Here is a 24,248-nt window from a genome sequence, read left to right on the forward strand (position 1 = left end):
GGGCCCCCCCCACCCAACCGGCCCCGTGGGCACACACCCCCCCCCCCCGCGGGCGCGGCGCGCGACCGACCCTCCCCCTCCAGGGGAGGGTGAAGGACTCGCGCCGCCGCTAAACCCACTCGCTGTATTTCCTTCTGATCTCGTCGATGTAGTCCGCGCGCGATTTCACCTCATCCGCGGTCAATCCGATATCGCGCCGCAGCCAGTCGGATAACTCGCTCGCATATGAAACGCGTTCCCATGCCGCCTTCAGCGCATCGCGCCATTGACGAATGTCCATAGGTCGATCTCTTTTCCGGATTGAGATGGTGTCGAGCGGACACGACGCTGCCTTCCCTCTCCCGCACGGGGAGAAGGGGGTGGCGGCGTGCGTGTGAAGAGAGGAAGCGGAGGCGCTACGCGGCGACTTTCATCCGTCGCTCGATCTCGCGGTCGATCTGGGCTGCGAGCTCGCTGCTCACTTCCACCATTGGCAGGCGCACTTCGGGGCTGTCGATCAGGCCGCACCGCCACAGCCAGTACTTCGCCGGCGCCGGGCTCGGCTCGGTGAACAACAGGCGCGTCAGCTCGGCGACCTCGTGCCAGCGCGCCTGCGCCGCGTCGTGGTTGCCTCGCTTCACCTCGGCATACACGGCCGCAAACGTCGCGGTCTCGACATGGGCGGATAGCACGATGCCTCCGTCGGCGCCGTCGGTGAGCGCCTCAAGGTAGTTCGCATCCTCGCCGGTGAGCACGCGAAAGCCCTTCGGCCTGTCGCGCAGGAGCGCGATGGATTGATCGCGGTTCGCGCCGCAATCCTTCAGCCCGACGATGTTCCGATGTTCGGCAAGCCGCAGCAGCGTCTGGTTGGTGATGTTCACCGAGGTGCGATAGGGGATGTTGTAGAGCGCGATCGGCCACGCCGCGTGATCGGCAAGGGCTTCGAAATGAGCCAGGAGCCCGCGCTGCGACGGCCGCACATAATAGGGGCTCGCGATCAGATAACCGTCGATCGGCCAGTCCGCGGTCTCGTCGAGGCGTTCCTTCAGCCGCGAAGTGTCCGCGCCCGACAGTCCGAGGCAGATCGGAATGCTGCGGCGCTCCGTCGCCATCTCGTCGCGCACGATGGCGACGAGACGCTCGAGCTCGACCTCGCGCAGCGTCATGCCCTCGCCGGAGGTCGCCCCCAGGATGAAGCCGTCGACGGCCTGTCCGCTGTAATGTCGCGTCAGCCGCCGCAACGACCTCTCGTCGATAGCGCCGTCGCGAAACGGCGTCACCAGCGGCAGCCAGAGTCCGTGCAAATGATCTTGTAGACCGGTCATGTTCCATCTCCTTCTCGGGAAAAAACCTGAGACGGAGGGCACATGAAAAAACCCCGTCCAGGCGGCGGGGTTTCGGGATTTGCTAGCGATGACGAAGCTGTGTTAGCGCGCGCAAAAATCCGAGGTCCCCGGATGGGGGCCTTTTTTCGAGGCGACTGCCTTGAACGAGATTGCGCACGACTTCGTGATCATTCGCAAATGATGCGGGGTGTACGTGGAACTGTCAATACACGCGGAACGTGAAACCAGAATGGGACAGAAAAAAAGCCGGGCTCAAGCGAGCCCGGCTTAAGGTATTGGCCACGTGAGGCCGACACAATCACCTTCCAAGAGGGATTACTGAACTCCCGCGCCACTGGAGGAGGGGGACAAATGCGCAACGCGAAGGCTCAGCGTGGAAACATTATGGGCTCGACGAGCGCCATGCAGCAACCGTTCAGGTCGCATGTCAGACATGCGGAAATCAGGAAGGCCAGCGCTGCGCCTTGCTCACCACGAAGTCGCGGAACACCTGCACGCGCGCGACCGTCTTCAACTCCTCGGGATAGACGAAATAAGTGTCGAGCTGGATCGAATCCGATTCTCCGAACAGCTGCACCAGGCGGCTCTGTTCCTCGATCAGATAATCCGGCAGCGCCGCGATGCCGAGGCCTTGCTGACAGGCGCGGACGAGGCCGAGGATGTTGTTCACTCTGAAATAGGCCTCGCGCGGACCAGAGCCGTTGCGGCCGGCTTCGACCAGCCAGTTGCGGTTCTGAAGATGCGGCGCGAAGTTGCCGTCGGAGAGCGTGATGATGCGGTGGGAGTCGAGCTCCTCGAGCGTGCGCGGCGTGCCGAAGCGCTTGATGTAATCCGGCGAGCAATAGGCGTGGAAGCCCATCGCGAACAGCTTGCGCTGGATGAGATCCGGCTGCGTCGGCTTGCGGGTGCGGATCGCGACGTCCGCTTCGCGCATCGACAGGTCGAGCTCCTCGTCGGTGACGATCAGCGAGATCCGGATCTCCGGATAGAGCGCAGTGAATTCGCCAAGCCGCGGGATCAGCCAGTTGATGCCGACGCCGGGCGTGGTGGTGATCTTGAGGTCGCCGCTCGGCCGCTCGCGGCTGTCGGTCAGCTTGGCGCGCGCCGCCTGCAGCTGCATGAACACGTCATGCGCGGTGCGGAAGAGCAGGTCGCCCTGCTCGGTGAGGATCAGGCCGCGGGCGTGGCGGTGGAACAGCGAGACCGAGAGCTCCTGCTCCAGTGCCGAGACCTGGCGTGAGACCGCCGATTGCGACAGGCCGAGCTGCTCGCCCGCATGCGTGAAGCTGCCCGCTTCCGCCGCCGCGTGAAACACCTTCAGCTTGTCCCAATCCATATCCGTAAATCCGTCGCGTGTTCGAGGCATGATCTTTATTCCGCTGCAGCGCGCTCGCTGGCGCGCAGGGCCAGGAAACGTTCGGCTTCGAGAGCTGCCATGCAGCCGAGGCCGGCAGCCGTCACGGCTTGGCGATAGGTCTCATCGGCGACGTCGCCGGCGGCGAACAGGCCGGGCACCGAGGTGGCGGTCGAGTTCGGGGCAACCTCGACATAGCCCGACCGTTTCAGCTTGACCTGGTCCTTCACGAGCTCGGTCGCCGGCGCGTGTCCAATGGCGATGAAGACACCGTCGGTCTTCACGTTCGTGAGCGCGCCGGTCTTGACGTTCTTGAGGCGGACATGGGTGACCTTGTTCGGGTTCTCGGTGCCGCAGATCTCGTCGACAGCCGAGTCCCAGACCACCTTGATCTTCGGGTGCTTGAACAGACGCTCCTGCAGGATGCGTTCGGCGCGGAAGTGATCGCGACGATGCACGATGGTGACCTGCGAGGCATGGTTGGTGAGGTACAGGGCTTCCTCGACCGCGGTATTGCCGCCGCCGACCACCACGACTTCCTTGTTGCGGTAGAAGAAGCCGTCGCAGGTGGCGCAGGCCGACACGCCGCCGCCCTGGAATTTCGTTTCCGACGGGAGCCCGAGCCAGCGCGCTTGCGCGCCGGTGGCAAGGATGACGCTGTCGGCGAGATAGACGTCGCCGCTGTCGCAGGTGAGGCGGAACGGCCGCTGCATAGTCTCCAGCTTGGTGACCAGGTCGGAGACGATCTTGGTGCCGACATGGACCGCCTGCTTCTCCATCTGCTCCATCAGCCAGGGGCCCTGGATCACGTCGGCGAAGCCCGGATAGTTCTCGACGTCGGTGGTGATGGTGAGCTGGCCGCCCGCCTGGATCCCCTGGATCAGGATCGGCTCAAGCATTGCGCGCGCGGCGTAGATCGCCGCCGTGTAGCCGGCGGGGCCGGAGCCAATAATGACGACCTTTGCATGAACAGTGGCAGACATTTTGACGGACGCCTTTCACGGGGGATCTGCAGCGCGGGTGCGGAACGTGCCGGGAGGCGTCGCGGAAGCGCTGAAATATCAGAGCTAATCTAAGCCTTCTGGTGAGCTATGCAAGAATTGCATTCCCTGTCGGCGGATTTTTCCAACAGGGAACAAAAGTCGATTGCGCTGCACGCGCAATAAAATTGCGCAATTGCTGCGGACTGGCTATGAGGATTGCGTCAAATCCACCAATACAGCCGCAAAGGCCAGGAGTTCCAATCACGTGTCGCGGAACCTAGACGAGATCGACCTGAAAATTCTCACCGAGGTCCAGGCCGACGGTCGAATCACGAATGTCGAGCTGGCCAAGCGCGTCGGCATCTCGCCGCCACCCTGCCTCCGCCGCGTCCGCGCGCTGGAGGAGGAGGGCTATATCCACGGCTATCGCGGCCTGCTCGACGCCCGCAAGCTCGGCTTCGACGTCACTGTGTTCGCCGCCGTGCACCTGTCCAGCCAGGCCGAGGCGGATTTGCGCGCCTTCGAGGAGTTCGTCCGTGCCGAGCCCCTGGTGCGGGAATGCTGGATGCTGTCGGGCGAGGTCGATTTCATCCTGAAATGCGTCGCGCCGGACATGGCCACCTTCCAGGATTTCGTGACGCACCTCACCGCCGCACCCCATGTGCGTAACGTGCGCACGTCGCTGGTGCTGCATAATTCGAAATACGAGGCGGCCGTGCCGCTTGATGTGAAGGGGAGAAGGTAAGCCTTCTCCCTCTCCCGGTTCTTGCGGGGAGAGGCACACGGCCCTCGCAATACCCCGAAACAAAAAGGCCGCGCAGGGCGCGGCCTTTTCAAAACATCATCACGCTTAGCGGCAAATCCTTACCGCCACTCTACCTTGGTGATCTCATACGCCTTGGCGCCGCCGGGGGCGTTGACCTCGACGGTTGAACCCTTCTTCTTGCCGATCAGCGCGCGCGCGAGCGGCGAGGTGATGGAGATGCGGCCCTTCTTGGCGTCGGCCTCGACCTCGCCGACGATCTGCCACACCGTCTTCTTCTCGGTGTCCTCGTCGACCAGCGTCACAGTGGCGCCGAACTTGATGGTGTCGCCGGACAGCTTGGAAATATCGATGATGTCGGCGCGCGCGAGCTTGTCCTCGAGCTCGGCGATGCGGCCCTCATTGTGGGACTGCTCTTCCTTCGCGGCATGATATTCCGCGTTCTCCGACAGGTCGCCGTGCGAGCGCGCTTCCGCAATATGCTCGATGATGCGCGGACGGTCCTCGGACTGGCGCCTCTTCAATTCTTCTCCGAGCGCGGCAAAGCCGCCCGCTGTCATCGGAACCTTTTCCATCTCTTCTCTCGTCCTTCGGCCGCGCGCCCCGGCAAGACACAGGGCGCGGCAACCTTGATTCGTCAGTACTTCCGGGGCTGAGTATACGGCCACCGGAACGGTTATGTGGGTCTGGCGCCGGAACAGAACAACCACAACGGCCGGACAGTTCCTCCGGCCATTGTGGCTTCATTGCCAGTCACTTAGCGGAAGCGTCGCCGTTGCTAGCGATCAGGTTTCCGAAAAGTAGCTCTGCAGGGTACGAACCTCAAGGTCCCCGCCCAGATAGGCGCGGATGCCCTGCGCGGCCGCCACGGCCCCGGAAAGAGTGGTGTAATACGGCACTTTATGCAAGAGGGCCGCGCGCCGCAGCGAGCGGCTGTCGGCGAGCGCCTGCGGGCCCTCGGTAGTGTTGAGGACGAGCTGGACGTCGCCATTGGTGATGGCATCGACGATGTGCGGCCGTCCCTCAAGCACCTTGTTGACCCTCTCGGTCGGGATGCCCTGATCGGTCAGGAAGCGCGCCGTGCCCGATGTCGCCAGCACCTTGAAGCCGAGCGAATGCAATTCGCGAACGGCCTCGGCGATGCGCGTCTTGTCGCTCTCGCGAACCGAGACGAACACCGTGCCCTTGCGCGGCACCCGCGTGCCGCCGCCGAGCTGACTCTTGGCAAAGGCTATCGCGAAGGAGCTGTCGATGCCCATCACCTCGCCGGTCGAGCGCATCTCGGGGCCGAGCACCGTGTCGACGCCGGGGAAGCGGGCGAACGGAAACACCGATTCCTTCACACCGACATGCTTGAAGTCCGCCTTCTTCAGCTTGAAGTCGGCGAGCTTCTCGCCGGCCATGATGCGCGCTGCGATCTTGGCGACCGGCGTGCCGACCACCTTGGCGACGAAGGGCACCGTGCGCGAGGCGCGCGGATTGACTTCGAGCACGTAGATCTCGCCGTCCTTGATCGCGTACTGCACATTCATCAGGCCGACGACGTCGAGGCCGAGCGCCAGCTCACGCGTCTGCCGCTCCAGCTCCTCGATCATCCTGGCGTCGAGCGAGTGCGGCGGCAGCGAGCAGGCGCTGTCACCGGAATGGATGCCGGCTTCCTCGATGTGCTCCATGATGCCGACGATGAAAGTGTCCTTGCCGTCGCAGAGGCAGTCGACGTCGATCTCCGTTGCATCGGACAGATAGCGGTCGAACAGCAGCGGGTTCTTGCCGAGCACGGTGTTGATCTGCCCGGTCTTGTCGTTCGGGTAGCGCGCCTTGACGTCGGCCGGCACCAGCTCTGGCAGTGTGCCGAGCAAATAGTCGCTGAGCTGGTTCTCCTCGCGGATGATCTGCATCGCGCGGCCGCCGAGTACGTAGGACGGGCGCACCACCAGCGGCAGGCCGAGATCGGTTGCGACCAGGCGCGCCTGCTCGACCGAATAGGCGATGCCGTTCTTCGGCTGCTTCAGCCGGAGCTTGTCGAGCACGCGCTTGAAGCGGTCGCGGTCTTCGGCAAGGTCGATGGCGTCGGGCGAGGTGCCGAGGATCGGCACTTCGGCGGCTTCCAGCGCGCGCGCCAGCTTCAGCGGGGTCTGGCCGCCGAACTGCACGATCACGCCGTGCAGCGTGCCGTTGGTGCGCTCCTTCGCGATGATCTCCAGCACGTCCTCGGCGGTGAGCGGCTCGAAATAGAGCCGGTCGGCGGTGTCGTAGTCGGTCGACACCGTCTCGGGGTTGCAGTTGACCATGATGGATTCGTAGCCGGCGTCATGCAGTGCGAAGCAGGCGTGACAGCAGCAATAGTCGAACTCGATGCCCTGGCCGATACGATTGGGCCCGCCGCCGAGGATGATGACCTTCTTCTTGTCCGACGGCGAGCTCTCGTCCGCAGGCGCGCCCGCAAACAGCGCCTCATAGGTCGAATACATGTAGGCGGTGGGCGAGGCGAACTCGGCCGCGCAAGTGTCGATGCGCTTGTACACCGGGCGGACGTCGAGCGCGTGGCGCTTCGCTGTCACCTCGGCCTCCGTCGACGCCACCAGCACGGCGAGCCGCGCATCGGAGAAGCCCATGGCTTTGAGCGTGCGCATGCCGAAGGCGTTGCCCGGCAGGCCGTTCTTCCGGACCTTCTCCTCCATGTCGACGATGCCGCGCATCTCGCTGAGGAACCACGGATCGATCTTGCAGGAGTTGAAGATGTCCTCGTTCGACCAGCCGAGCCGCATGGCCTGGGCGACCTGGAGCAGCCGGTTCGGCGTCGGCGTGCCGAGCGCGGCGCGGATCGCGTTCTTGTCGTCGTGCTGGCCTAGCCCCTCGATCTCGATCTCGTCGAGCCCGGTCAGGCCGGTCTCGAGTCCGCGCAGCGCCTTCTGCAGGCTCTCCTGGAAGGTACGGCCGATCGCCATCACTTCGCCGACCGACTTCATCGACGTGGTCAGCGTGGTCGACGCGCCCGGGAATTTCTCGAAGGCGAAGCGCGGAATCTTGGTGACGACGTAGTCGATGGTCGGCTCGAACGAGGCCGGCGTCGCGCCGCCGGTGATGTCGTTGGCGATCTCGTCCAGCGTGTAGCCGACCGCGAGCTTGGCGGCGACCTTGGCGATCGGGAAGCCGGTGGCCTTGGAGGCCAGTGCGGACGACCGCGACACGCGCGGATTCATCTCGATCACGACCATGCGGCCGTCTTCGGGATTGACGCCGAACTGCACGTTGGAGCCGCCGGTCTCGACGCCGATCTCGCGCAGCACCGCCAGCGAGGCGTCGCGCATGATCTGGTATTCCTTGTCGGTCAGCGTCAGCGCCGGCGCGACCGTGATGGAGTCGCCCGTGTGCACACCCATCGGATCGAGGTTCTCGATCGAGCAGACGATGATGCAATTGTCTTTCTTGTCGCGCACGACCTCCATCTCGTACTCTTTCCAGCCGAGCACGGATTCTTCGATCAGCACTTCGTTGGTCGGAGACGCATCGAGGCCGCGCTCGATGATGTCGAGGAATTCTTCCTTGTTGTAGGCGATGCCGCCGCCGGTGCCGCCCATCGTGAAGGAGGGACGGATGATCGCGGGCAGGCCGATCTCGGACAGCGCCATCAGCGCCTGGCCGAGCGCATATTCCTGGTAGCGCTTGCGGCGGTCGCTTTCGCCGAGCACCCATTGCCGTTCGTGTTCCTCGAGGGCGGCACCCGACAGCTTCTCGCGTTCGGCCCGGTGCTTGTCGCGGAAGGACTTCTTCAACTCGGACGCGTTGGCGAGCCGCGACTTTGGCGTCTCAAGTCCAATCTTGGTCATGGCCTCGCGGAACAGCTGACGGTCTTCCGCCTTGTCGATCGCATCCGCGGTCGCGCCGATCATCTCGACATCGAACTTTTCCAGCGTGCCCTGCCGGCGCAGCGACAGCGCGCAGTTCAGCGCGGTCTGTCCGCCCATGGTCGGCAGCAGCGCGAAGCCGCCGGGAATGACGTGACGTTCCTTCTCGATGATTTTTGCGACGATCTCGGGCGTGATCGGCTCGATATAGGTCGCATCGGCCAATTCCGGATCGGTCATGATGGTGGCCGGATTGGAATTGACGAGGACGATGCGATAGCCCTGTTCCTTCAGCGTCTTCACCGCTTGCGTGCCCGAATAGTCGAACTCGCAGGCCTGGCCGATCACGATGGGACCAGCGCCGATGATCAGGATGGTGGTGATGTCTGTACGTTTGGGCATCAACTCTCGCCGAAGTGGATTTTGGGCACAAAAAAAGGGCGCGCTTGCCGCGCGTCCCCTTGAGCCGAGAGCGCGGGGTCTCCCCTCGCGCGCGGGTGGGTCTTAGACCAGTTTTCGGGGCGGCGAAACCCCGAAAAACGCCCATCAACCGGCAATTTTGACGGGTTTTGGCCGTGCCTGCCAGCCACGGGCGAGATGCACCAGCAGCGAGGCCGCAACGCTCGATCCGCCGATCCAGCCAAGATCAGTAGGCGAAAGGGTGGCCAGCACCGCGCCACCCAGGGCCCCGCCGATGGCAAAGCCGAGATACATGGCGGAGGCGTTGAGCGAGAGTGCGATCATCGAGGCCTGCGGCTCGATCCGGATGATGCTAGCGACCTGGGCCGGATAGAACGCCCAGCCCGAGATGCCCCAGAGGAAGATCGCGCCCAGCACCGCATAATGCGCCTGTCCAGGCATCAACTTCAGGACCAGCGAATGCAGGATCAGGGCGCTCGCCATGCCGGCGAGCCCGAGGCCTGCGGTGGCGAGAGTCCCGAGCCGGTCGGCCAGGACACCGCCCAGCATGTTCCCGATGGCGGCGGCGCCGCCGAACACCAGCAGCGCGAGGCTGATCTGCGCGGCGTCGAAGCCGAGGCCGCGCAGCGGGACCGCGAAATAGGTGAACACGGTGAAGCCGCCGAGCGCCCATAAGATGGTGATCAGCAGCGCGATCACGACATTGCTGTGACGCGCCACTGCCAGCCGTTCGCTGAGCGAGGCGGTGTTGCGCGGCAGGCCGCGGGGCAGGCCAAGCAGCAGGCCGGCAAGCGCAACCGCGCCGATCAGGGCCACCATGGCAAAGGTCGCGCGCCATCCGAGCAGGCTGCCGACGAGATTGCCGAGCGGGACGCCGATCACGGTTGCAATCGTGAGGCCCGAGGTGACCAGCGCCACCGCGCGGCCGCGCCGTTCGGGCGCGGCGACCGCCACCGATACGGCGAGCGCCGTCGGCATGCACAGTCCGGAGCCCAGCGCCATCAGCATGCGGGAGGCCAGCAGCAGGGCGTAGCTGGAAGCCACCATCGCGACGAGATTTCCGGCAATGAAGGTCGATAGCGCCAGGGCCAGCACGGTGCGGCGGTCGATATTGTTCAGCGTCACCGCCAGGATCGGCGAACCCACCGCATAGGTGAGGGCGTAGGCGGTGACCAATTGGCCGGCGGCCGGGACGGAAATCGAAAGATCGCTGGCGATCGATGGCAAAAGCCCTGCAATGACAAAGCCTTCCGTACCAATCGCGAAGGCCGCGAGAGCCAGCCAGAACACGCTCATTGGACGATATCCCTATGTTAAACGTTTATTGAACTATTGAATGCAAAGGCTAAGAAGTCAATTGGTTCAAGAACTATTGAACATCACGGTCAGTTTGCTATGATTCCAGACCATGAGCCGCACGCCCCTTCATCCCACCCGCGAGCAGATCGAGCTGCCGATGGTTCTGGATTGCCTGAGCGATCCGATCCGGTTGGCCATCGTCTATCAGCTCGCCCAGCAGGAACGTGTCAGCAGCGAACTCTGCTGTGGCGACTTCAGCGGCCTTTCCGGCAAATCCAACCTCGCCTACCATTTCGCCAAGCTGCGCGAATGCGGCCTGATGCTGACGCGCGTGGCGGGCACCAACCGCTTCATGCGGCTCCGCCGCGAGGATCTGGACGCACGCTTTCCGGGGCTGCTCGATGCTGTCCTCAGCTCCGCAGCCAAGGATGCCGACCGGCTACAGCTGCTGTCGGAGTGCGAAACGGTTGAAGTGGATTGAAGTTTGCGAGTTTTCGAGAATTCGCTTTGGGCGGTCCGTCGAAGCGTGCCCGTCTTCGCCCTTCGGGCTTCGCCGAGGCAGCCTTCGCACGATACGGCTTGCCTAGCCGAAGCTGGCGGAGCCAGCGAAGGCTGGAGACCCGGCCTGGATTTGAACCAGGATGAAGAGCGTTGCACCGCCCTCGCGTAGACGCTTCCGCCACCGGGCCGCGACGATCTTTACCTATCGGCGTGTGACAAGCCACCTCGGGCAGTCATTATGCTTAACGGACCAGAGGCGGCCGCGCGATGAAGGTCATGCGCCAGCGATTATGGCCGATATTGGTGTGGGCGCGCTGGACAGCGAAGCCGGCCGCGGTCAGCTTGGCGACGATCTCGTCCTCGCTATAGCGCTGGAGCCCGATGCGCGTGCGCAGATGACGGTAATCTGACAGCGCGGTGCTGATCAGCCCGATCAGCGCGTCCTTCAGGAAGCCGTGACGCAGGCCGAAGCTGAGCAGCGCCATCACATCCCTGAACATGCCGACATTGGGCTGCAAGATATCTCCGAGCACGAGCTTGCCGGATGGGGTCAGCAATCGCCGGATGTTCACAAGCGCGGCATCGAGCTCGTCCGGCGTCATGTATTGCGCGACCGAGTTCATCACCGCGAGGTCGATCGACTGGTCCTGCATTTTGCGGACGTCGTCGAGGGAGCGGACGCGGATCCTGGTGTTCGGGGCAAATCGCGCGATCAGCCGGCCACGCACGCCGGGGGCGGGCTCGGCGAGAATCAGCTTGCCGCAGGCCGCGGCCACCTGGCTCGCCGACAGCGCCTCGCCGCAGGCATAGTCGAGCACGGTCGCCTCGGGCGATGAGATGTAGCCGATGATGTCCCGCGCGATGATCTGGAAGTGCAAGTCGCGATGCAGCTTGCTGACATAGATCGTATGCGTGGAGTCGTAATAATCGATCCAATCGTCCATGGTATTTCGTAGGTCCCGGCCAAACGGTTCCTGTCAAGGAACCGGCGCTGCCCGCCTTGCGTTAGGGGTGCGACGGCGCGCCGTCAATGTCCGCGTCCTAACAGGAAGGTTTCCCGTGAGCAAAGCCCCCACCAAGGTCTCGCCCGATCTCGATACCCCCACCGATCTGTCGCCCGATGGGGTCAAGAAGGTCTCTGAGGCGCTCAACGTGCTTTTGGCTGATGCGTTCGCGCTCTATCTGAAGACCAAGAATTTCCACTGGCACATCAGCGGCCGGCATTTCCGCGACTATCATCTGCTGCTCGACGAGCAGTCCGACCAGATCTTCGCCACCACCGACCAGCTCGCCGAACGCGTCCGCAAGATCGGCGGCACCACGCTGAAGTCGATCGGCCAGGTCGCCAAACTCCAGACCATCAAGGACAACAACGAGGACTACGTCCCGCCACGCGAGATGCTGCGCGAGCTGATGCAGGACAACAAGCACGTCGCGAGCGCGATGCGCAAGGCACACGAGGTCTGCGACGACGCCGGCGATGTCGCCAGCGCCAGCATCCTCGAAAACTTCATCGACGAGACCGAGCGCCGGACGTGGTTCCTGTTCGAGGCCACCCGCCAGGAGGGTGGCAACGAGGCGTAGGGGGTACGCGACTGCGTAGGGTGGGCAAAGGCGCGCTTCTTGCGCGCCGTGCCCACCATCTATCCTTGCGGCTTGAACTGATTGGTGGGCACGCTCCGCTTTGCCCCCCCTACGGCGTCGCGCTTATGGCCGGCTCCACAGCCTCATCAACGCCCCGTTCTTGCCCGTCACCGGATCGGCCGGCGGCAGCGCGACCTCGGGAATCGTCTTCAGTGCCCTGGCGTGGTTCTCCGGAGTTGCCCGCGTCACCACCATCTTCGATCCCGGCGGATAGGCGCCGATGATGCAGAAATCGTCGCTCGCCCTGATGCACTGATGCCCCGTGCCGGCAGGCAGGATCGCGACGTCGCCTGCCTTGATCTCCAGCTCCTGGCCATGATCGCCGCCGAAGCGGACGCGGGCACTTCCGCGCGCGACGCCGAGCACCTCATGCACCGTCGCGTGATAGTGCAGATAGTCGTAGACACCGTTGCGCCACGTGCCGCCCCAGCTATTCGCTTCGAACAGGTTTTCGATGGTCGCCTCGGGACGCCTGGAATCGAGCTTCACCGCACCCCGATAGACCAGGAAGGGAAGGATGTTGTTCGGCACGAGCCCGTCATCTTCGAACACGATGGCGCGTGGCTCGGCATTGTCGCGGACAACGGACATGGCAGGGCTCCTGCGTGAGCGTAGCAGGAATCAACGAGGGGCGTGAGACGACGTTCCTTGCGTCCGGGCGAACCGCAGCGTCGAGCCCGGAATGACAAGAGCCCGGGTCAAGGCCCGGGCTCGATGTCGTCAAGGCAATTGCAGGAGAGCCGGCGTTACGCGCTCTTCTTCTGCCGCATCAGATCCGCGAAGCGCTGGAACAGATAGTGCGAGTCGCGCGGGCCTGGAGAGGCCTCGGGGTGGTACTGCACCGAGAACACCGGCTTGCCGTCGAGCTGGATGCCGCAATTGGAGCCGTCGAACAGCGAGATGTGGGTCTGCGTCGCGCCCTTCGGCAGCGTCGCCTCGTCCACCGCAAAACCGTGGTTCATCGAGGTGATCTCGACCTTGCCGGTGGTCTCGTCCTTCACGGGATGATTGGCGCCGTGATGGCCCTGATGCATCTTCTTGGTCTTGGCGCCGACGGCGAGGCCGAGCATCTGGTGGCCGAGGCAGATGCCGAAGGTCGGCGTGCCCGACTTGATCACGTCCCGGATCACCGGCACCGCGTATTTGCCCGTCGCGGCCGGATCGCCGGGGCCGTTGGACAGGAACACGCCGTCCGGCTTCATCGCCAGAATGTCTTCCGATGAGGTCGTCGCCGGCACCACCGTCACCTTGCAGCCGACGCCGGCGAGCAGGCGCAGGATGTTGCGCTTGATGCCGTAGTCGATGGCGACGACGTTGAACTCCGGCTTGTCCTGGCGGCCAAAACCCTTGTCCCACAGCCAGGGCGTCTCGTCCCAGGTGAAGCGCTGGCCCGAGGTGACCATCGGCACGAGGTCCATGCCCTCGAGGCCCGGCCATTCGCGCGCTTCTTCCTTCATGCCATGCAGGTCGAACTCGCCGTTCCTGGCATGCGCGATCACGGCGTTGGGCATGCCCTTGCTGCGGATCAGCGCGGTCAATGCGCGGGTGTCGATGCCGGACAGGCCGATGATGCCGCGGGCCTTGAGCCAGGCGTCGAGATGCTTGGTGGCGCGGTAGTTCGAGGGATCGGTGATCGCGGTGCGCAGGATCACGCCGCGCGCGCCGGGCGTCGCGGCCATGTTCACCGTCTCGATGTCTTCCTCGTTGGTACCGACATTGCCGATATGCGGGAAGGTGAAGGTGATGAGCTGGCCGGCATAGGAGGGATCGGTGAGGATCTCCTCATAGCCGGTCATCGCGGTGTTGAAGCAGACTTCACCGACGGCATGGCCTTCGGCGCCGAGACCGAAGCCTTCGAGCACCGTGCCATCGGCGAGCACGAGGAGCGCGGTCGGTTTATGGTCCGGCCAGGCGGTATCGTTGTCATGTTGTGTCATGAGCCCGGTTCATAGTCCGGGCCGGCGCCGCCGTCAAAGCGGACGAGCGCCGATTCACATGCGTTTTTGCATATTTGACAGGTCTCCTCAGGCACTTAAGCTTGGCAGAATAATTTCCGCCAATTTCCCGGGCTTGCGAGGCAATAATGGACCAGACCACCCCGCTTCTGCTGGTTCCGGGGTTGGCCTCTTCGGCCCGGATCTACGCCCCGGTGGTCCCCGCGCTCTGGCGGTTCGGCCCGGTGATGATTGCCAACCATATCCGCGACGACAGCATAGCGGCGATCGCCCGGCGCGTGCTGAGCGAGGCCCCGCCGCGCTTTGCGCTCGCCGGCCACTCCATGGGCGGCCATATCGCGCTCGAGATCATGCGCCAGGCGCCCGAGCGGGTTTTGAAGCTCGCGCTGATCAACACCCAGGCCCGGCCCGATACACCGGAAGCGACCGCGCGCCGCCGCGGCCTGATGGAACGGGCCAGGCGCGGCGAGCTGAGCGCGGCGCGCGAGGAGATGTTTCCGGAGCTGGTGCATCCCTCGCGCCGCGACGATGTCGGCATTCGAAAGCTCGTGCATGAGCAGGGCGAGGACGTCGGGGTCGAAGGCTATCTGCGGCAGCAGACCGCGATCATTGCGCGGGTGGATTCACGGCCGACGCTGGCGACGATCAAATGCCCGACGCTGGTGCTGACAGGCGATCAGGACAACACGATTCCGAACGCGTTCTCCAAGGAGATGGCGGAGGGCATAGCGGGCGCGAGACTGGTGATCCTCGAGCGTTGCGGGCACCTGCCGCAGCCGGAGCAGCCCGGGGCGACGACGCGGGCGCTGGTCGAATGGCTGGCCGCCCCGGTTGTCTCAGGGCCGCGAACGGCCTAGATCAGGCGTCGGATATTCGAAGGGATCACGATCATGCTGCGCGACGACATCAACAACGCGGTCAAGGAGGCCATGAAGGCCAAGGACGAGCGCAAGCTGTCCACCCTGCGCATGGTCAACTCGACCATCAAGAACGCCGACATCGAGGCGCGCGGCAACGGCAAGCCGCCGCTGTCGGACGCCGACCTGCTCGGTGTGTTTCAGAAGATGATCAAGCAGCGCCAGGAGTCGGTCGAGCTCTACGACAAGGGCGGCCGTGCCGAACTCGCCGCCCAGGAGCGCGAGGAGATCGCGGTGATCTCGGCCTATCTGCCGAAGCAGATGTCGGACGACGAGGTCAAGAAGGCGATCGCGGATGCGATCGCCGAGACGGGCGCAGCCGGCATGAAGGACATGGGCAAGGTGATCGCGGTGTTGCGCGCGAAGTACGCCGGTCAGATGGATTTCGGCAAGGCCAGCGGCCTGGTGAAGGCGGCGCTGACAGGCTAGCTTCTTCCCTCTCCCGCAAGGGGAGAAGGTGCACCTTTGATGCCGCGTGAGTTCGGTCTACTCTCTCCCGATAGGCAAATCGGGGGCAACCGATGATCGGCGCCATCAAACCGTTTCGCATCGCCATCAGCGACGACATTCTCACCGACCTCAAATCGCGCCTCGCCCGCACGCGCTGGCCGGAGGCGGAGCTGGTCGACGACTGGAGCCAGGGCGCGCCGCTGAAATGGATCCAGGAGATCTGCGCCTACTGGGCCAACAGCTATGACTGGCGCGCCCGCGAGGCAAAGCTCAACCGCTTCGACCAGTTCACCACCGAGATCGACGGGCTCGATATCCACTTCCTGCATGCGCGCTCGAAGGAGCCGTCCGCACTGCCGCTGATCATCACCCACGGCTGGCCGGGGTCGATCGTCGAATTCCAGAAAGTGATCGCGCCGCTGGTCGATCCTGCCGCGCATGGCGGTAATCCTGCGGATGCGTTTCACGTGATCTGCCCGTCGCTGCCGGGCTTTGGCTTCTCCGCCAAGCCAAGGACCACCGGCTGGGGCGTCGACCACATCGCCGCGACCTGGGCGAAGCTGATGGATCGGCTCGGTTACGCGCGTTACGGCGCGCAGGGCGGCGACTGGGGCTCGGCAGTGACGACATCGCTGGGCGCGCAGGACGCCGAGCACTGCGCCGGCATCCACATCACGCTCGCTTTCAACGCGGCGCCGAAGGTCGAGGGCGAGCCGACGGCGGAAGAGAAGCGCGCGCTCGCCGGCCTGAAGCATTATGTCGATCTCGATTCCGGCTATTCCAAGCAGCAATCGACGCGGCCGCAGACGCTCGGCTATGGCCTGACGGATTCGCCGAGCGGGCAGGCGGCCTGGATTTTGGAAAAATTCTGGGCCTGGACCGATTGCGACGGCCATCCCGAAAATATTTTTGACAAGGACGAGCTGCTCGACAACGTCATGCTCTATTGGGCAACGGAGACGGCGACCTCCTCCGCACGGCTCTATTGGGAGAGTTTTGGCAAGCGCCGCACCACGCCCAGGGTCAACGTGCCGACCGGCGTCGCCGTATTCCCGAAGGAGATCATCACGCCGGTCAGGCGCTGGATGGAGCCGAACTTTCCTAACATCACGCACTGGAGCGAGATGGAGAAGGGCGGGCATTTCGCCGCATTCGAGCAGCCGGAGCTGTATGTTGGCGACGTCAGGAAATTCTTCCAGACGGTGCGCCGTTAGGGGATGCCTCCGCATCGTCATGCCCGGGCTTGTCCCGGGCACCCACGCGCATAAACTCAGGTCCAACAAGAACGTGGATGGCCGGGACAAGCCCGGCCGTGACGACGCTGCCGGGAAACGACCATGCTGACCGAAGCCGCAACCTACGACGAGCTCTATCGTAACTTCCGCTGGGACGTCCCGGCGCGCTTCAACATGACGGAGGCGTGCTGCGACCGCCATGCCGACGGCACGGGCCGCCTCGCGCTGGTCTATGTCGACGAGAACGGCGCAACCACGCGTACCTCCTTCGACGAGGTCGCGGAGATGTCGCGCCGCTTCGCCAATGTGCTGAAGGCCGATGGGCTCGTGCGCGGCGACCGCGTCGCGGTGTTCCTGTCGCAGTCGCTGGAGCTGCCGATCGCGCATATGGCCGCGTTCCGCTCCGGGCTGATCTCGATCCCGCTGTTCGCGCTGTTCGGCGAGGACGCGCTGGAATTCCGCCTGTCGAATTCGCAAGCAAGAGCCATCATCACTGATGAGGCGGGCTGGGAGAAGCTCACGAAGGTCCGCGATCGGCTGCCCTATCTGCAGGACATCTATATCACGAGCGGCGCCGTCCACGCCGGCGCAAAACCGTTCTGGCCGGCGATCGAAACCGCGTCCGAGGACTTTGCGACCGTCGACACCTCCGCCGATGATCCCGCCCTGATCATCTACACGTCAGGCACGACAGGCAATCCGAAGGGCGCGCTGCATGCGCATCGCGTCGTGCTCGGCCACTTGCCGAATGTCGAGATGTGCCACAATTTCCTGCCGCGCCCCGGCGATCTGATGTGGACGCCGGCGGACTGGGCGTGGATCGGCGGCCTCGTCAACGGCCTGTTCGCGTTCTGGTATCACGGCATCCCCCTGGTCGGTCACCGCGCGCGAAAGTTCGAGCCGCAGGCGGCGATGCAGATGATGGCCGACCTCGGTGTCCGCAACGTCTTCCTGCCGCCGACCGCGCTGAAGCTGATGCGGCAGGCCGGCGTGAAGCATCCGGGCGTCAAGCTGCGCAGCATTTTCACCGGCGGTGAATCGCTCGGCGGCGAGCTGCTGGGCTGGGTACGCGAGACGTTCGGCATCGATGCGCATGAAGTGTTCGGACAGACCGAGTGCAATCTCGTGATCGGCAGCAACTCCAACCTGTTTCCGATCCGCCCGGGGTCGATGGGCAAGGCGACGCCGGGCTTCGACGTCCGCATTGTCAACGACAAGGGCGAGGAGCTGCCGACGGGGCAGCGCGGCATCATCGGCGTGCGCCAGCCATGTCCGTGCACGATGCTCGAATACTGGCGCAATCCAGACGCGACGGCGAAGAAATATGCCGGCGAATTCCTGCTGACCGGCGATCTCGGTACCCGGGATGAGGACGGTTATTTCTGGTATGTCAGCCGCGAGGACGACGTCATCACCACCGCCGGCTATCGCGTCGGCCCGTCCGAGATCGAGCACACGCTGATGAAGCATCCGTCGGTGGCGATGGCGGCGGTGGTCGGCATCCCCGATCCGATCCGCACCGAATCGATCAAGGCCTGGATCGTGCTGCGTCCCGGCTTCGCGGCAAGCGACACGCTCGCGCGCGAGATCCAGGAGTTCGTGAAGGTGCAACTCGCCGCGCACGAATATCCACGCTTCGTCGAGTTCGCGGAGACGCTGCCGATGACGGCTACGGGCAAGGTGCTGCGGCGCGAGCTGCGGGCGCGGGGTTAGGCTCTTTCAGACAATGGCAAAGACGTCTCAAGCTGCGGGGCTTCACCGCGCCTCACTTCCGAAGCTGCACGATCTCGATGCGGCGCTGGAGCTGATGTATTACGGCTGGCGCGGGATGACGCTGGAGGCCGACGAATATCTTGCGAAGCAGGGCCTGTCGCGTCCACACCACCGCATCCTCTACGTGGTGGCGCGCCGTCCCGATATCGCGATCGGCTCGCTGATCGAGATCCTCGGCATCTCCAAGCAGGCCCTGAACCGGCCGCTCAACCTGCTGCTGGAGCGCAAGCTCCTGACGTCGAAGCGGGCACCCGAGCAGCATCGCTCCAAGCTGTTGCGCCTGACGGAGGCCGGGCGACGCATCGAGCAAAAGGCATCGGATCACGAGCGCAAGGTCCTGCGCGAAGCGTTTGATCGCGCCGGGGCGTCGGGTGCGGCGGCATGGATGGCCGTCATGGGGGCGATCGCCGACAACAACTGACGGTTCCTCAAGTCAATATAGTTGACATGAGGCGCGAGCTTTGCCACTTTCCCGGCAACGAGCCAGGGGAGGGCTCCGCCATGAGCGGATGGAAAATGGATCGCGCAGCCGCCGAGCGCTTTGTCGCGGCATGGTGCGCGAGCTGGCGCCGGGTCGATATCGACGCGGTCGTCGCGCATTTCGCCAACGATGCGCAGATGCGCAGCCCTCTGGCACTATCATTGACCGGTTCTCCGGTCGTCAGCGGCGCCGAGAACATCCGCGCTTATTGGCGCGAGGCTTATGGCCACATCGAAAGCGCCGACCTGAAGATCCTGAGCTGGAGCTGGGACGAGGCGATCGCGCGCCTGACGGTGTGGTGGCAGCTCGGCGACACGCGCGCCAGCGAGTTCATGGATTTCGACGATGCGGGCCGTGTGGTGCGCAGCGAAGCCTTCTACGGAAAATGATCATGCATCTTTCGGATTTCGTCCTGCTCCTCAACACGCTCTGGTTCGGCGGCGCGTTCATCCAGTTCAGCGTCGCCCAGGGCAACACGCTGAAGATACTCCTGCCGCGCGAAGAGCGCAGCAATCCGATCGCGCCGACGCTGGCGGCCAGCGTGGCGTTCCTGGGCGGGATGAATCTGCCGATCGGGCTTTTGTCGTTCTATCTTCTGGCCGCTCGTCCGGCCTTCTTCCAGCCGATCGAGGCGCAGCTCGCGCTGTTCCTGTTCTTTGCCGCCTGCCACTTCAGCCAGTTCGCCTATAACCTTCCGGTCCTGATGCGCGGAGGGCGCGTCGGGGTGGCCTACTGGCCCGTGCTGAAAGGTCCGATGCTCAGGATCTTCGTCATCGACGCGGCTCTGTTCGTAGCCAATCTCGGCGTAGCGCTCCGGCTGGCGTTCTCTTCCTGATTTCAGCGCGGCGACGCCGACAGGGCGGACCGCAGCATCGCGGCAAGATCCTTCCGCCGGAACGGTTTTGTCAGGATGCGGGCGTCGCCGACCCCGTCGGGCGTCTTGACGGGATTTTGGGTGTAGCCCGAGGTGAAGAGCACCTTGAGCCCGGGCCGCAAGCCGGTCGCTTGCCTGGCAAGCTCTGGTCCGAACATGCCGCCCGGCATCACGACGTCGGTGAGCAGCAGGTCGATGTCGCCGGGGCGGCGCAACAGTTCGAGAGCCGCGGGACCGTTCGACGCCGCGATGACGCGATAGCCGAGGGTCTTCAGCTCGCTCTCGACATAGGCCCGAACCATGTCGTCGTCCTCGACGACAAGAATGGTCTCGCTTCCGTCGGGGGCGACGATCCGTTCCGCCGGTGACGGATGCTCGTTTGGTGGCGCCGCAAGGCGGGGAAAGAACAGCCTGACGACGCTGCCTTGTCCCGGTTCGGACTGCATCTGCACAACGCCGCCGGATTGCCGCACAAAGCCGTAGACCATGCTCAGGCCGAGGCCGGTGCCCTTGCCGACCTCCTTGGTGGTGAAGAACGGCTCGAACGCCCGGCTCGCCACCTCGGCGGTCATGCCGCTGCCGGTGTCGGTCACGGCCACCATGACGTAGTCGCCCGGCCGCGGCTCGCCATTGACGTCAAGGTCGGATTCACCGAGCGAGGTGTTGCGCGCCTCGATCGTCAGCTTGCCGCCGAGCGGCATGACGTCGCGCGCGTTGAGCACGAGATTGAGCAGCGCCGTTGTCAGCTCGCCGGGATCGACGCTGGTCAGCCACACATCCGATTCGAGCGCGAAGGTGCATTCGATGTACTCGCCCAGGGGCCGGCGCAACAGCTGCTCCATCTCGTGAATCTTCACGGCGATGTCGATGTCTCGCGGCCTCAGGGGCTGCTTGCGCGCGAAGGCGAGCAGGCTCCGCGTCAGGTCGGAGCCGCGCTCGGCGGCGGTCGCGATGTCGTTGGCGATCCGGTGCAATTCCTTGTTGCCCGCCAGTCTGTCGGCAAGATGCTCCGAATTGCCGAGAATGACGGTCAAGAGGTTGTTGAAATCGTGCGCCACGCCGCCGGTGAGCTGGCCCATGGCTTCCATCTTCTGGGATTGGCTGAGCTTGTGGCTGAGGTCGGCGATGGCGGCGCGTTGCTGTTCGAGCGACTCGGCGGTGTCGTTGAGCAGGGTCATCAATCCGCCCAGTTCGCCGCCCGGGTGGGGAGGCGGAATTCGCGCGCTGAGATCTCCGAGCCCAAGTTTCTTCGCCATGGTGGCGAGACGTCCGACCTGGCGCCCGACGCTCACGGTGGCAAGGATCCAGACGGCCGCCAGCAGCAGCAGCGAGGCCACCGCGAGTATCGCCACATCCTCGTAGAGCCGGCGATTCGCCGCGGCGACCAGTCCGTCCTTGGACCGTCCGACCATGATGTAGAGGCCGGCATCGCGGGTCGAAGGCGAGCGCGCGGCGACAGCCCAGACCTGCGTCCGGCCGTCGCGATCGGTCACCTCCTGATACGCCTTCCGGTCCGGCGTTGCAGCGAAGCGGAGCAGATCGGATCCCGCGATCGACGTGCCGACCGGCTCGGTCCATCCTCCGCGGGAGGGGGCGACCAGAACCGTTCCCTTGCTGTCGAGGAGCAGGATCTCCTTCTGGCCGAGCAGCCGCTTGTCGTGAAACTCCGCGAATTTGCGCAGGTTGAAGGAGGCGAGCAGGATCAGCTTCAGGGCGCCCGTCTCCGATCGCACTGGATAGGCGATCTGGAGCACCGATAGTCCGGTCAGCCGGCCGAATACCGGCTCGAGCGCGATGCCGCGCGACGCCAGGGCCTGCTTGAAATAGGCGCGATCCCGGAGGTCGAGGGTGCGGTTGGTCCGCAGCGAATCGCAGAACAGGCTGCCGTCGGGATCGATGGTCAATATCCCGGTGAACTGTGGGTATTCCTCGCGCACTTCCGACAGGAACGCCGAGCACGCCGCCTTGTCGCGCGTGTCGAGGTCGCGTGCACGGGCGAGACCATAGTGAAGCTGGGCGGTGCCCTGGATCTTCTCGTCCAGGTCGCTCGCAATGTCGTCGGCTGTCGCGGTCAGATTGGCCAGGGCTGCGTTGATTTCGCTGCTGCGATTTTGCACGAAACGTAAGCCGACGAGGATGGCCGGCACCAGCATGGCCGCAATGACGAGTATCAGTAGCCGGGTACGCAAGCTCATCGGTCGGGCGGTCCAATTTGGTCGTCGCGCGTGCTGGTTCGAAGATGCAATCTGCGGCACCACCCTCCGCTCAGTCCATAGGCATCCGCCGAAAAAGCCCCGCGGGGAAAGATTTCGGCCGCGTACATCACGGATGAGTCCCCGGAAAGTTCGCCCGCGAGGCCCTGTCGGGCTGGTGTCGGGCCTCCCGGGATACCGTCATCCCGCAATCAACGCGCGCGTGCGCGCCGGTCGCGAGGGCGCTAATATCGGGATCGCGCGCGACGGAGATCGTGCCGGTGATGAGGAGAGGGAGCCGCATGTCGATCTCGGGCAAAGTCGATCCGGTGGTGCGTCCCGTGGCGGCGACCGACATCGCCGAGGCGCTGGTCGAGGGTTTGCGCGATTTCCAGGCGCTGCCGCTCTACGGGCTCTGCTTCGGCGCGCTCTACGCAGGCGGCGGCATCGCCATCATGCTCTGCCTCACCGCCTTCGGCATGGTCTATCTCGTCTATCCCCTTGCGGCCGGCTTCGCGCTGATCGGGCCGTTCGTCGCGATCGGCCTCTACGAGGTCAGCCGTCGCCGCGAATGCGGCGAGCCGGTCTCCTTCGGCGCGATCTGGTCGGCGATACGCGCGCGCAGCGAGATCGGCTGGATGGCCTTCGTCACGCTGTTCGTGTTCGTGATCTGGATGTACCAGGTGCGGCTGCTCATCGCGCTGCTGCTCGGCCTGCACGCCTCGTTCTCGAGCTTGCAGGAATTCATGACGGTGGTGCTGACGACGAATGAGGGCCTGCTGTTCCTCGTCATCGGCAATGCGGTCGGTGCCGCGCTGTCGCTGATTTTGTTCTCGCTGACGGTGGTGTCGTTTCCGCTGCTGCTCGACCGCGAGGTCGATTTCGTCACCGCCATGGTGACGAGCGTACGCGCGGTGGTGACTAGCCCGCTGCCGATGATCTCGTGGGCCGCGGTGATCGTGATGCTGCTGATCGTCTCGGCGCTGCCGTACTTTCTCGGACTGGTCGTGACGCTGCCCGTGCTCGGACATGCGACATGGCACCTTTACCGGCGGTTGGTGGTGCCGGTGGCGTAAAGGGGAAGCCGGACGCAACGGAAGCGAGCTATTCGCCCGTTGCCAGGCGGCGAGCGCCTGACGAAGTCAGCTCGAGTTCGCCGAGCCGCCTGATCGCATAACCCAGATTGGCCAGACGTTCGCCGTGCGCCTGCGGAATGTCGCCTTGACCCTTGCCGACTATGGCCAAGGACGCAAATTCATCGGCGGTGAGCGCAGGGGTGCTGTCTGTCATCAGGCAACCTCGTCGGTCCATACCTTGAAATTGAGCAGGGTATTCGGACCGAAGGTCTGGACGATCGGGACGTCTGCGGCATCGCGCCCCTGCGCAATCAGCACGCGGCCGATCCGCGGCGTATTGTTGCGCGGATCGAACATGTGCCAGCTTCCACCGACGAAAGCCTCGAACCAGGCGGCGAAATCTCCAGCAGGCCATGGTTGTGGGGTGCCGATGTCGCTGAGGTAGCCGGTGCAGTAACGCGCCGGAATGTTCATGCTGCGGCAGAACGCGATGGCGAGATGGGCATAGTCACGGCACACGCCCTTGCCTTCGTCGTAGGCTTCCCGGGCTGTCTTGGTCGCACGCGCGTGCTCATGGCCGAACGTGATGTGGCGATGAACAAAATCGCAGATGGCCTGGACCCGCGCCCAGCCCGGCGGCGTCTGTTCGAACAACTTCCATGCGATATCCGACAGGCGATCGGTCTCGCAGTAGCGACTGCCGAGCAGATAGACGAGCGTGTCGGCCGGCAGCGCTTCGACGGCGTGCTGAAACGCGTTCGGAAACACCGGGTCGGGCAGGCCGCTGTCGCGAACGATGCCATCGCCGGCAAGACGGAAGGCGCCGGCCGGCGCAACGATGCGGCTGCACCAATTGCCGAAGAGGTCGCGATAGGGACTGATCGCCACCGAAGGTCGGGTGGTCAGCAGGTCGGGCACGACGATATCAGAGGCGCGCGTGAAGTGCGTGCCCAACACCATGATCATAGGCGTCGGCTGCGGGAACTCGTACAGCATCTCGAACCCGACGCGGAGCTTCATGCAAACTTCTTTCTCTTGGCCAAGCTCCCAACATGGCTACGAAGCGATCGAACACAAGGCATTCACGGCCTTATTCGATCGAGAGCGGCATTTGGCGCTTCAAAAGCGCGGCGCGGGCGAGAAAACGATAGCTAATTG

24 protein-coding genes and 1 tRNA gene are annotated in these 24,248 nt (G+C 64.3%); 11 read left to right on the top strand and 14 right to left on the bottom strand.

Annotated features, from left to right (window positions below):
• Positions 1-109: 109 nt before the first annotated feature.
• The 4 genes from AC0L3X_RS13190 to trxB form a co-directional block, all read right to left on the bottom strand.
• Positions 110-280, bottom strand: coding sequence for a hypothetical protein (locus tag AC0L3X_RS13190; RefSeq protein ID WP_161495798.1), 171 nt, complete (start codon positions 278-280; stop codon positions 110-112).
• A gap of 115 nt (positions 281-395) precedes the next feature.
• On the bottom strand, positions 396-1,304 hold the full coding sequence (locus AC0L3X_RS13195) for a 4-hydroxy-tetrahydrodipicolinate synthase family protein (protein WP_063985508.1): 909 nt from the start codon (positions 1,302-1,304) through the stop codon (positions 396-398).
• Between the two features lie 463 nt (positions 1,305-1,767).
• Positions 1,768-2,691 carry a LysR family transcriptional regulator gene (locus AC0L3X_RS13200; RefSeq protein ID WP_027534296.1) on the bottom strand — a complete coding sequence of 308 codons (924 nt, stop codon included), beginning with the start codon at positions 2,689-2,691 and terminating at the stop codon, positions 1,768-1,770.
• Between the two features lie 5 nt (positions 2,692-2,696).
• Positions 2,697-3,662, bottom strand: a complete 966-nt coding sequence (gene trxB, locus AC0L3X_RS13205) for a thioredoxin-disulfide reductase (RefSeq protein ID WP_063985507.1) — start codon at positions 3,660-3,662, stop codon at positions 2,697-2,699.
• A gap of 265 nt (positions 3,663-3,927) precedes the next feature.
• Between trxB and AC0L3X_RS13210 the strand changes: the two genes are divergently transcribed.
• Positions 3,928-4,407: an Lrp/AsnC family transcriptional regulator gene (locus tag AC0L3X_RS13210; protein ID WP_028150670.1), complete on the top strand. Its 480-nt coding sequence runs from the start codon at positions 3,928-3,930 to the stop codon at positions 4,405-4,407.
• A 119-nt stretch (positions 4,408-4,526) separates the two neighbouring features.
• On the opposite strand, the gene greA is transcribed toward AC0L3X_RS13210, so the two are convergent.
• From greA to AC0L3X_RS13225, 3 genes are all read right to left on the bottom strand, one after another.
• Positions 4,527-5,000, bottom strand: coding sequence for a transcription elongation factor GreA (gene greA, locus AC0L3X_RS13215; RefSeq protein ID WP_063985506.1), 474 nt, complete (start codon positions 4,998-5,000; stop codon positions 4,527-4,529).
• Between the two features lie 210 nt (positions 5,001-5,210).
• Positions 5,211-8,675, bottom strand: a complete 3,465-nt coding sequence (gene carB / locus AC0L3X_RS13220) for a carbamoyl-phosphate synthase large subunit (protein WP_354132157.1) — start codon at positions 8,673-8,675, stop codon at positions 5,211-5,213.
• 144 nt (positions 8,676-8,819) lie between these two features.
• Complete coding sequence (locus AC0L3X_RS13225) at positions 8,820-9,989, bottom strand: MFS transporter (protein WP_063985504.1); 1,170 nt, start codon at positions 9,987-9,989, stop codon at positions 8,820-8,822.
• 112 nt (positions 9,990-10,101) lie between these two features.
• On the opposite strand from AC0L3X_RS13225, the gene AC0L3X_RS13230 reads away from it, so the two are divergent.
• A complete protein-coding gene (locus tag AC0L3X_RS13230; protein ID WP_028150674.1) occupies positions 10,102-10,473 on the top strand; it encodes an ArsR/SmtB family transcription factor in 372 nt (123 codons plus the stop codon).
• 132 nt (positions 10,474-10,605) lie between these two features.
• On the opposite strand, the gene AC0L3X_RS13235 is transcribed toward AC0L3X_RS13230, so the two are convergent.
• Positions 10,606-10,681, bottom strand: a tRNA-OTHER gene (locus AC0L3X_RS13235).
• A 54-nt stretch (positions 10,682-10,735) separates the two neighbouring features.
• Entirely contained in the window at positions 10,736-11,437 is a 702-nt protein-coding gene (locus tag AC0L3X_RS13240) for a class I SAM-dependent methyltransferase (RefSeq protein WP_231143628.1), read from the bottom strand.
• Between the two features lie 115 nt (positions 11,438-11,552).
• On the opposite strand from AC0L3X_RS13240, the gene AC0L3X_RS13245 reads away from it, so the two are divergent.
• Positions 11,553-12,077: a Dps family protein gene (locus AC0L3X_RS13245; protein ID WP_063985503.1), complete on the top strand. Its 525-nt coding sequence runs from the start codon at positions 11,553-11,555 to the stop codon at positions 12,075-12,077.
• A 123-nt stretch (positions 12,078-12,200) separates the two neighbouring features.
• On the opposite strand, the gene AC0L3X_RS13250 is transcribed toward AC0L3X_RS13245, so the two are convergent.
• Positions 12,201-12,728 (bottom strand): cupin domain-containing protein, encoded by a 528-nt coding sequence (locus AC0L3X_RS13250; protein ID WP_063985502.1) that lies wholly within the window; start codon positions 12,726-12,728, stop codon positions 12,201-12,203.
• 155 nt (positions 12,729-12,883) lie between these two features.
• Entirely contained in the window at positions 12,884-14,074 is a 1,191-nt protein-coding gene (gene carA, locus AC0L3X_RS13255) for a glutamine-hydrolyzing carbamoyl-phosphate synthase small subunit (RefSeq protein WP_063985501.1), read from the bottom strand.
• 146 nt (positions 14,075-14,220) lie between these two features.
• Between carA and AC0L3X_RS13260 the strand changes: the two genes are divergently transcribed.
• From AC0L3X_RS13260 to AC0L3X_RS13290, 7 genes are all read left to right on the top strand, one after another.
• Positions 14,221-14,949, top strand: coding sequence for an alpha/beta fold hydrolase (locus tag AC0L3X_RS13260; protein WP_473316445.1), 729 nt, complete (start codon positions 14,221-14,223; stop codon positions 14,947-14,949).
• Positions 14,950-14,982: 33 nt separating this feature from the next.
• Positions 14,983-15,438, top strand: coding sequence for a GatB/YqeY domain-containing protein (locus AC0L3X_RS13265; RefSeq protein ID WP_028150679.1), 456 nt, complete (start codon positions 14,983-14,985; stop codon positions 15,436-15,438).
• A 95-nt stretch (positions 15,439-15,533) separates the two neighbouring features.
• Positions 15,534-16,673 (top strand): epoxide hydrolase family protein, encoded by a 1,140-nt coding sequence (locus tag AC0L3X_RS13270; protein WP_063986690.1) that lies wholly within the window; start codon positions 15,534-15,536, stop codon positions 16,671-16,673.
• A 123-nt stretch (positions 16,674-16,796) separates the two neighbouring features.
• Positions 16,797-18,407, top strand: a complete 1,611-nt coding sequence (locus AC0L3X_RS13275) for an acyl-CoA synthetase (RefSeq protein ID WP_063985499.1) — start codon at positions 16,797-16,799, stop codon at positions 18,405-18,407.
• Between the two features lie 13 nt (positions 18,408-18,420).
• Positions 18,421-18,888, top strand: a complete 468-nt coding sequence (locus AC0L3X_RS13280) for a MarR family winged helix-turn-helix transcriptional regulator (protein ID WP_028159428.1) — start codon at positions 18,421-18,423, stop codon at positions 18,886-18,888.
• A gap of 80 nt (positions 18,889-18,968) precedes the next feature.
• Positions 18,969-19,337: a YybH family protein gene (locus AC0L3X_RS13285; protein ID WP_063985498.1), complete on the top strand. Its 369-nt coding sequence runs from the start codon at positions 18,969-18,971 to the stop codon at positions 19,335-19,337.
• A 2-nt stretch (positions 19,338-19,339) separates the two neighbouring features.
• Positions 19,340-19,783, top strand: a complete 444-nt coding sequence (locus AC0L3X_RS13290; RefSeq protein ID WP_028159430.1) for a hypothetical protein — start codon at positions 19,340-19,342, stop codon at positions 19,781-19,783.
• A 2-nt stretch (positions 19,784-19,785) separates the two neighbouring features.
• Here the strand turns inward: AC0L3X_RS13290 and AC0L3X_RS13295 are convergent, their stop codons facing one another.
• Positions 19,786-22,017 (bottom strand): ATP-binding protein, encoded by a 2,232-nt coding sequence (locus AC0L3X_RS13295; protein ID WP_063985497.1) that lies wholly within the window; start codon positions 22,015-22,017, stop codon positions 19,786-19,788.
• Between the two features lie 299 nt (positions 22,018-22,316).
• Between AC0L3X_RS13295 and AC0L3X_RS13300 the strand changes: the two genes are divergently transcribed.
• Entirely contained in the window at positions 22,317-23,090 is a 774-nt protein-coding gene (locus AC0L3X_RS13300) for a DUF2189 domain-containing protein (protein ID WP_063985496.1), read from the top strand.
• Positions 23,091-23,118: 28 nt separating this feature from the next.
• Here the strand turns inward: AC0L3X_RS13300 and AC0L3X_RS13305 are convergent, their stop codons facing one another.
• Together AC0L3X_RS13305 and AC0L3X_RS13310 are read right to left on the bottom strand one after the other, a co-directional pair.
• A complete protein-coding gene (locus tag AC0L3X_RS13305) occupies positions 23,119-23,304 on the bottom strand; it encodes a hypothetical protein (RefSeq protein WP_063985495.1) in 186 nt (61 codons plus the stop codon).
• Positions 23,304-24,110 (bottom strand): transglutaminase-like domain-containing protein, encoded by an 807-nt coding sequence (locus AC0L3X_RS13310; protein ID WP_063985494.1) that lies wholly within the window; start codon positions 24,108-24,110, stop codon positions 23,304-23,306. Before AC0L3X_RS13310 ends, AC0L3X_RS13305 begins: the two co-directional genes overlap by 1 nt.
• Between the last annotated feature and the right edge of the window lie 138 nt (positions 24,111-24,248).

The organism is Bradyrhizobium sp. MI1.7 (assembly GCF_055811795.1).

Coding starts and splice junctions, on each gene's coding strand:
- AC0L3X_RS13190 (WP_161495798.1), bottom strand. CDS start 280: ATGGACATTCGTCAATGGCGCGATGCGCTGAAGGCGGCATGGGAACGC.
- AC0L3X_RS13195 (WP_063985508.1), bottom strand. CDS start 1,304: ATGACCGGTCTACAAGATCATTTGCACGGACTCTGGCTGCCGCTGGTG.
- AC0L3X_RS13200 (WP_027534296.1), bottom strand. CDS start 2,691: ATGCCTCGAACACGCGACGGATTTACGGATATGGATTGGGACAAGCTG.
- trxB (WP_063985507.1), bottom strand. CDS start 3,662: ATGTCTGCCACTGTTCATGCAAAGGTCGTCATTATTGGCTCCGGCCCC.
- greA (WP_063985506.1), bottom strand. CDS start 5,000: ATGGAAAAGGTTCCGATGACAGCGGGCGGCTTTGCCGCGCTCGGAGAA.
- carB (WP_354132157.1), bottom strand. CDS start 8,675: ATGCCCAAACGTACAGACATCACCACCATCCTGATCATCGGCGCTGGT.
- AC0L3X_RS13225 (WP_063985504.1), bottom strand. CDS start 9,989: ATGAGCGTGTTCTGGCTGGCTCTCGCGGCCTTCGCGATTGGTACGGAA.
- AC0L3X_RS13230 (WP_028150674.1), top strand. CDS start 10,102: ATGAGCCGCACGCCCCTTCATCCCACCCGCGAGCAGATCGAGCTGCCG.
- AC0L3X_RS13240 (WP_231143628.1), bottom strand. CDS start 11,437: ATGGACGATTGGATCGATTATTACGACTCCACGCATACGATCTATGTC.
- AC0L3X_RS13250 (WP_063985502.1), bottom strand. CDS start 12,728: ATGTCCGTTGTCCGCGACAATGCCGAGCCACGCGCCATCGTGTTCGAA.
- carA (WP_063985501.1), bottom strand. CDS start 14,074: ATGACACAACATGACAACGATACCGCCTGGCCGGACCATAAACCGACC.
- AC0L3X_RS13260 (WP_473316445.1), top strand. CDS start 14,221: ATGGACCAGACCACCCCGCTTCTGCTGGTTCCGGGGTTGGCCTCTTCG.
- AC0L3X_RS13265 (WP_028150679.1), top strand. CDS start 14,983: ATGCTGCGCGACGACATCAACAACGCGGTCAAGGAGGCCATGAAGGCC.
- AC0L3X_RS13275 (WP_063985499.1), top strand. CDS start 16,797: ATGCTGACCGAAGCCGCAACCTACGACGAGCTCTATCGTAACTTCCGC.
- AC0L3X_RS13280 (WP_028159428.1), top strand. CDS start 18,421: ATGGCAAAGACGTCTCAAGCTGCGGGGCTTCACCGCGCCTCACTTCCG.
- AC0L3X_RS13285 (WP_063985498.1), top strand. CDS start 18,969: ATGAGCGGATGGAAAATGGATCGCGCAGCCGCCGAGCGCTTTGTCGCG.
- AC0L3X_RS13290 (WP_028159430.1), top strand. CDS start 19,340: ATGCATCTTTCGGATTTCGTCCTGCTCCTCAACACGCTCTGGTTCGGC.
- AC0L3X_RS13295 (WP_063985497.1), bottom strand. CDS start 22,017: ATGAGCTTGCGTACCCGGCTACTGATACTCGTCATTGCGGCCATGCTG.
- AC0L3X_RS13300 (WP_063985496.1), top strand. CDS start 22,317: ATGTCGATCTCGGGCAAAGTCGATCCGGTGGTGCGTCCCGTGGCGGCG.
- AC0L3X_RS13305 (WP_063985495.1), bottom strand. CDS start 23,304: ATGACAGACAGCACCCCTGCGCTCACCGCCGATGAATTTGCGTCCTTG.
- AC0L3X_RS13310 (WP_063985494.1), bottom strand. CDS start 24,110: ATGAAGCTCCGCGTCGGGTTCGAGATGCTGTACGAGTTCCCGCAGCCG.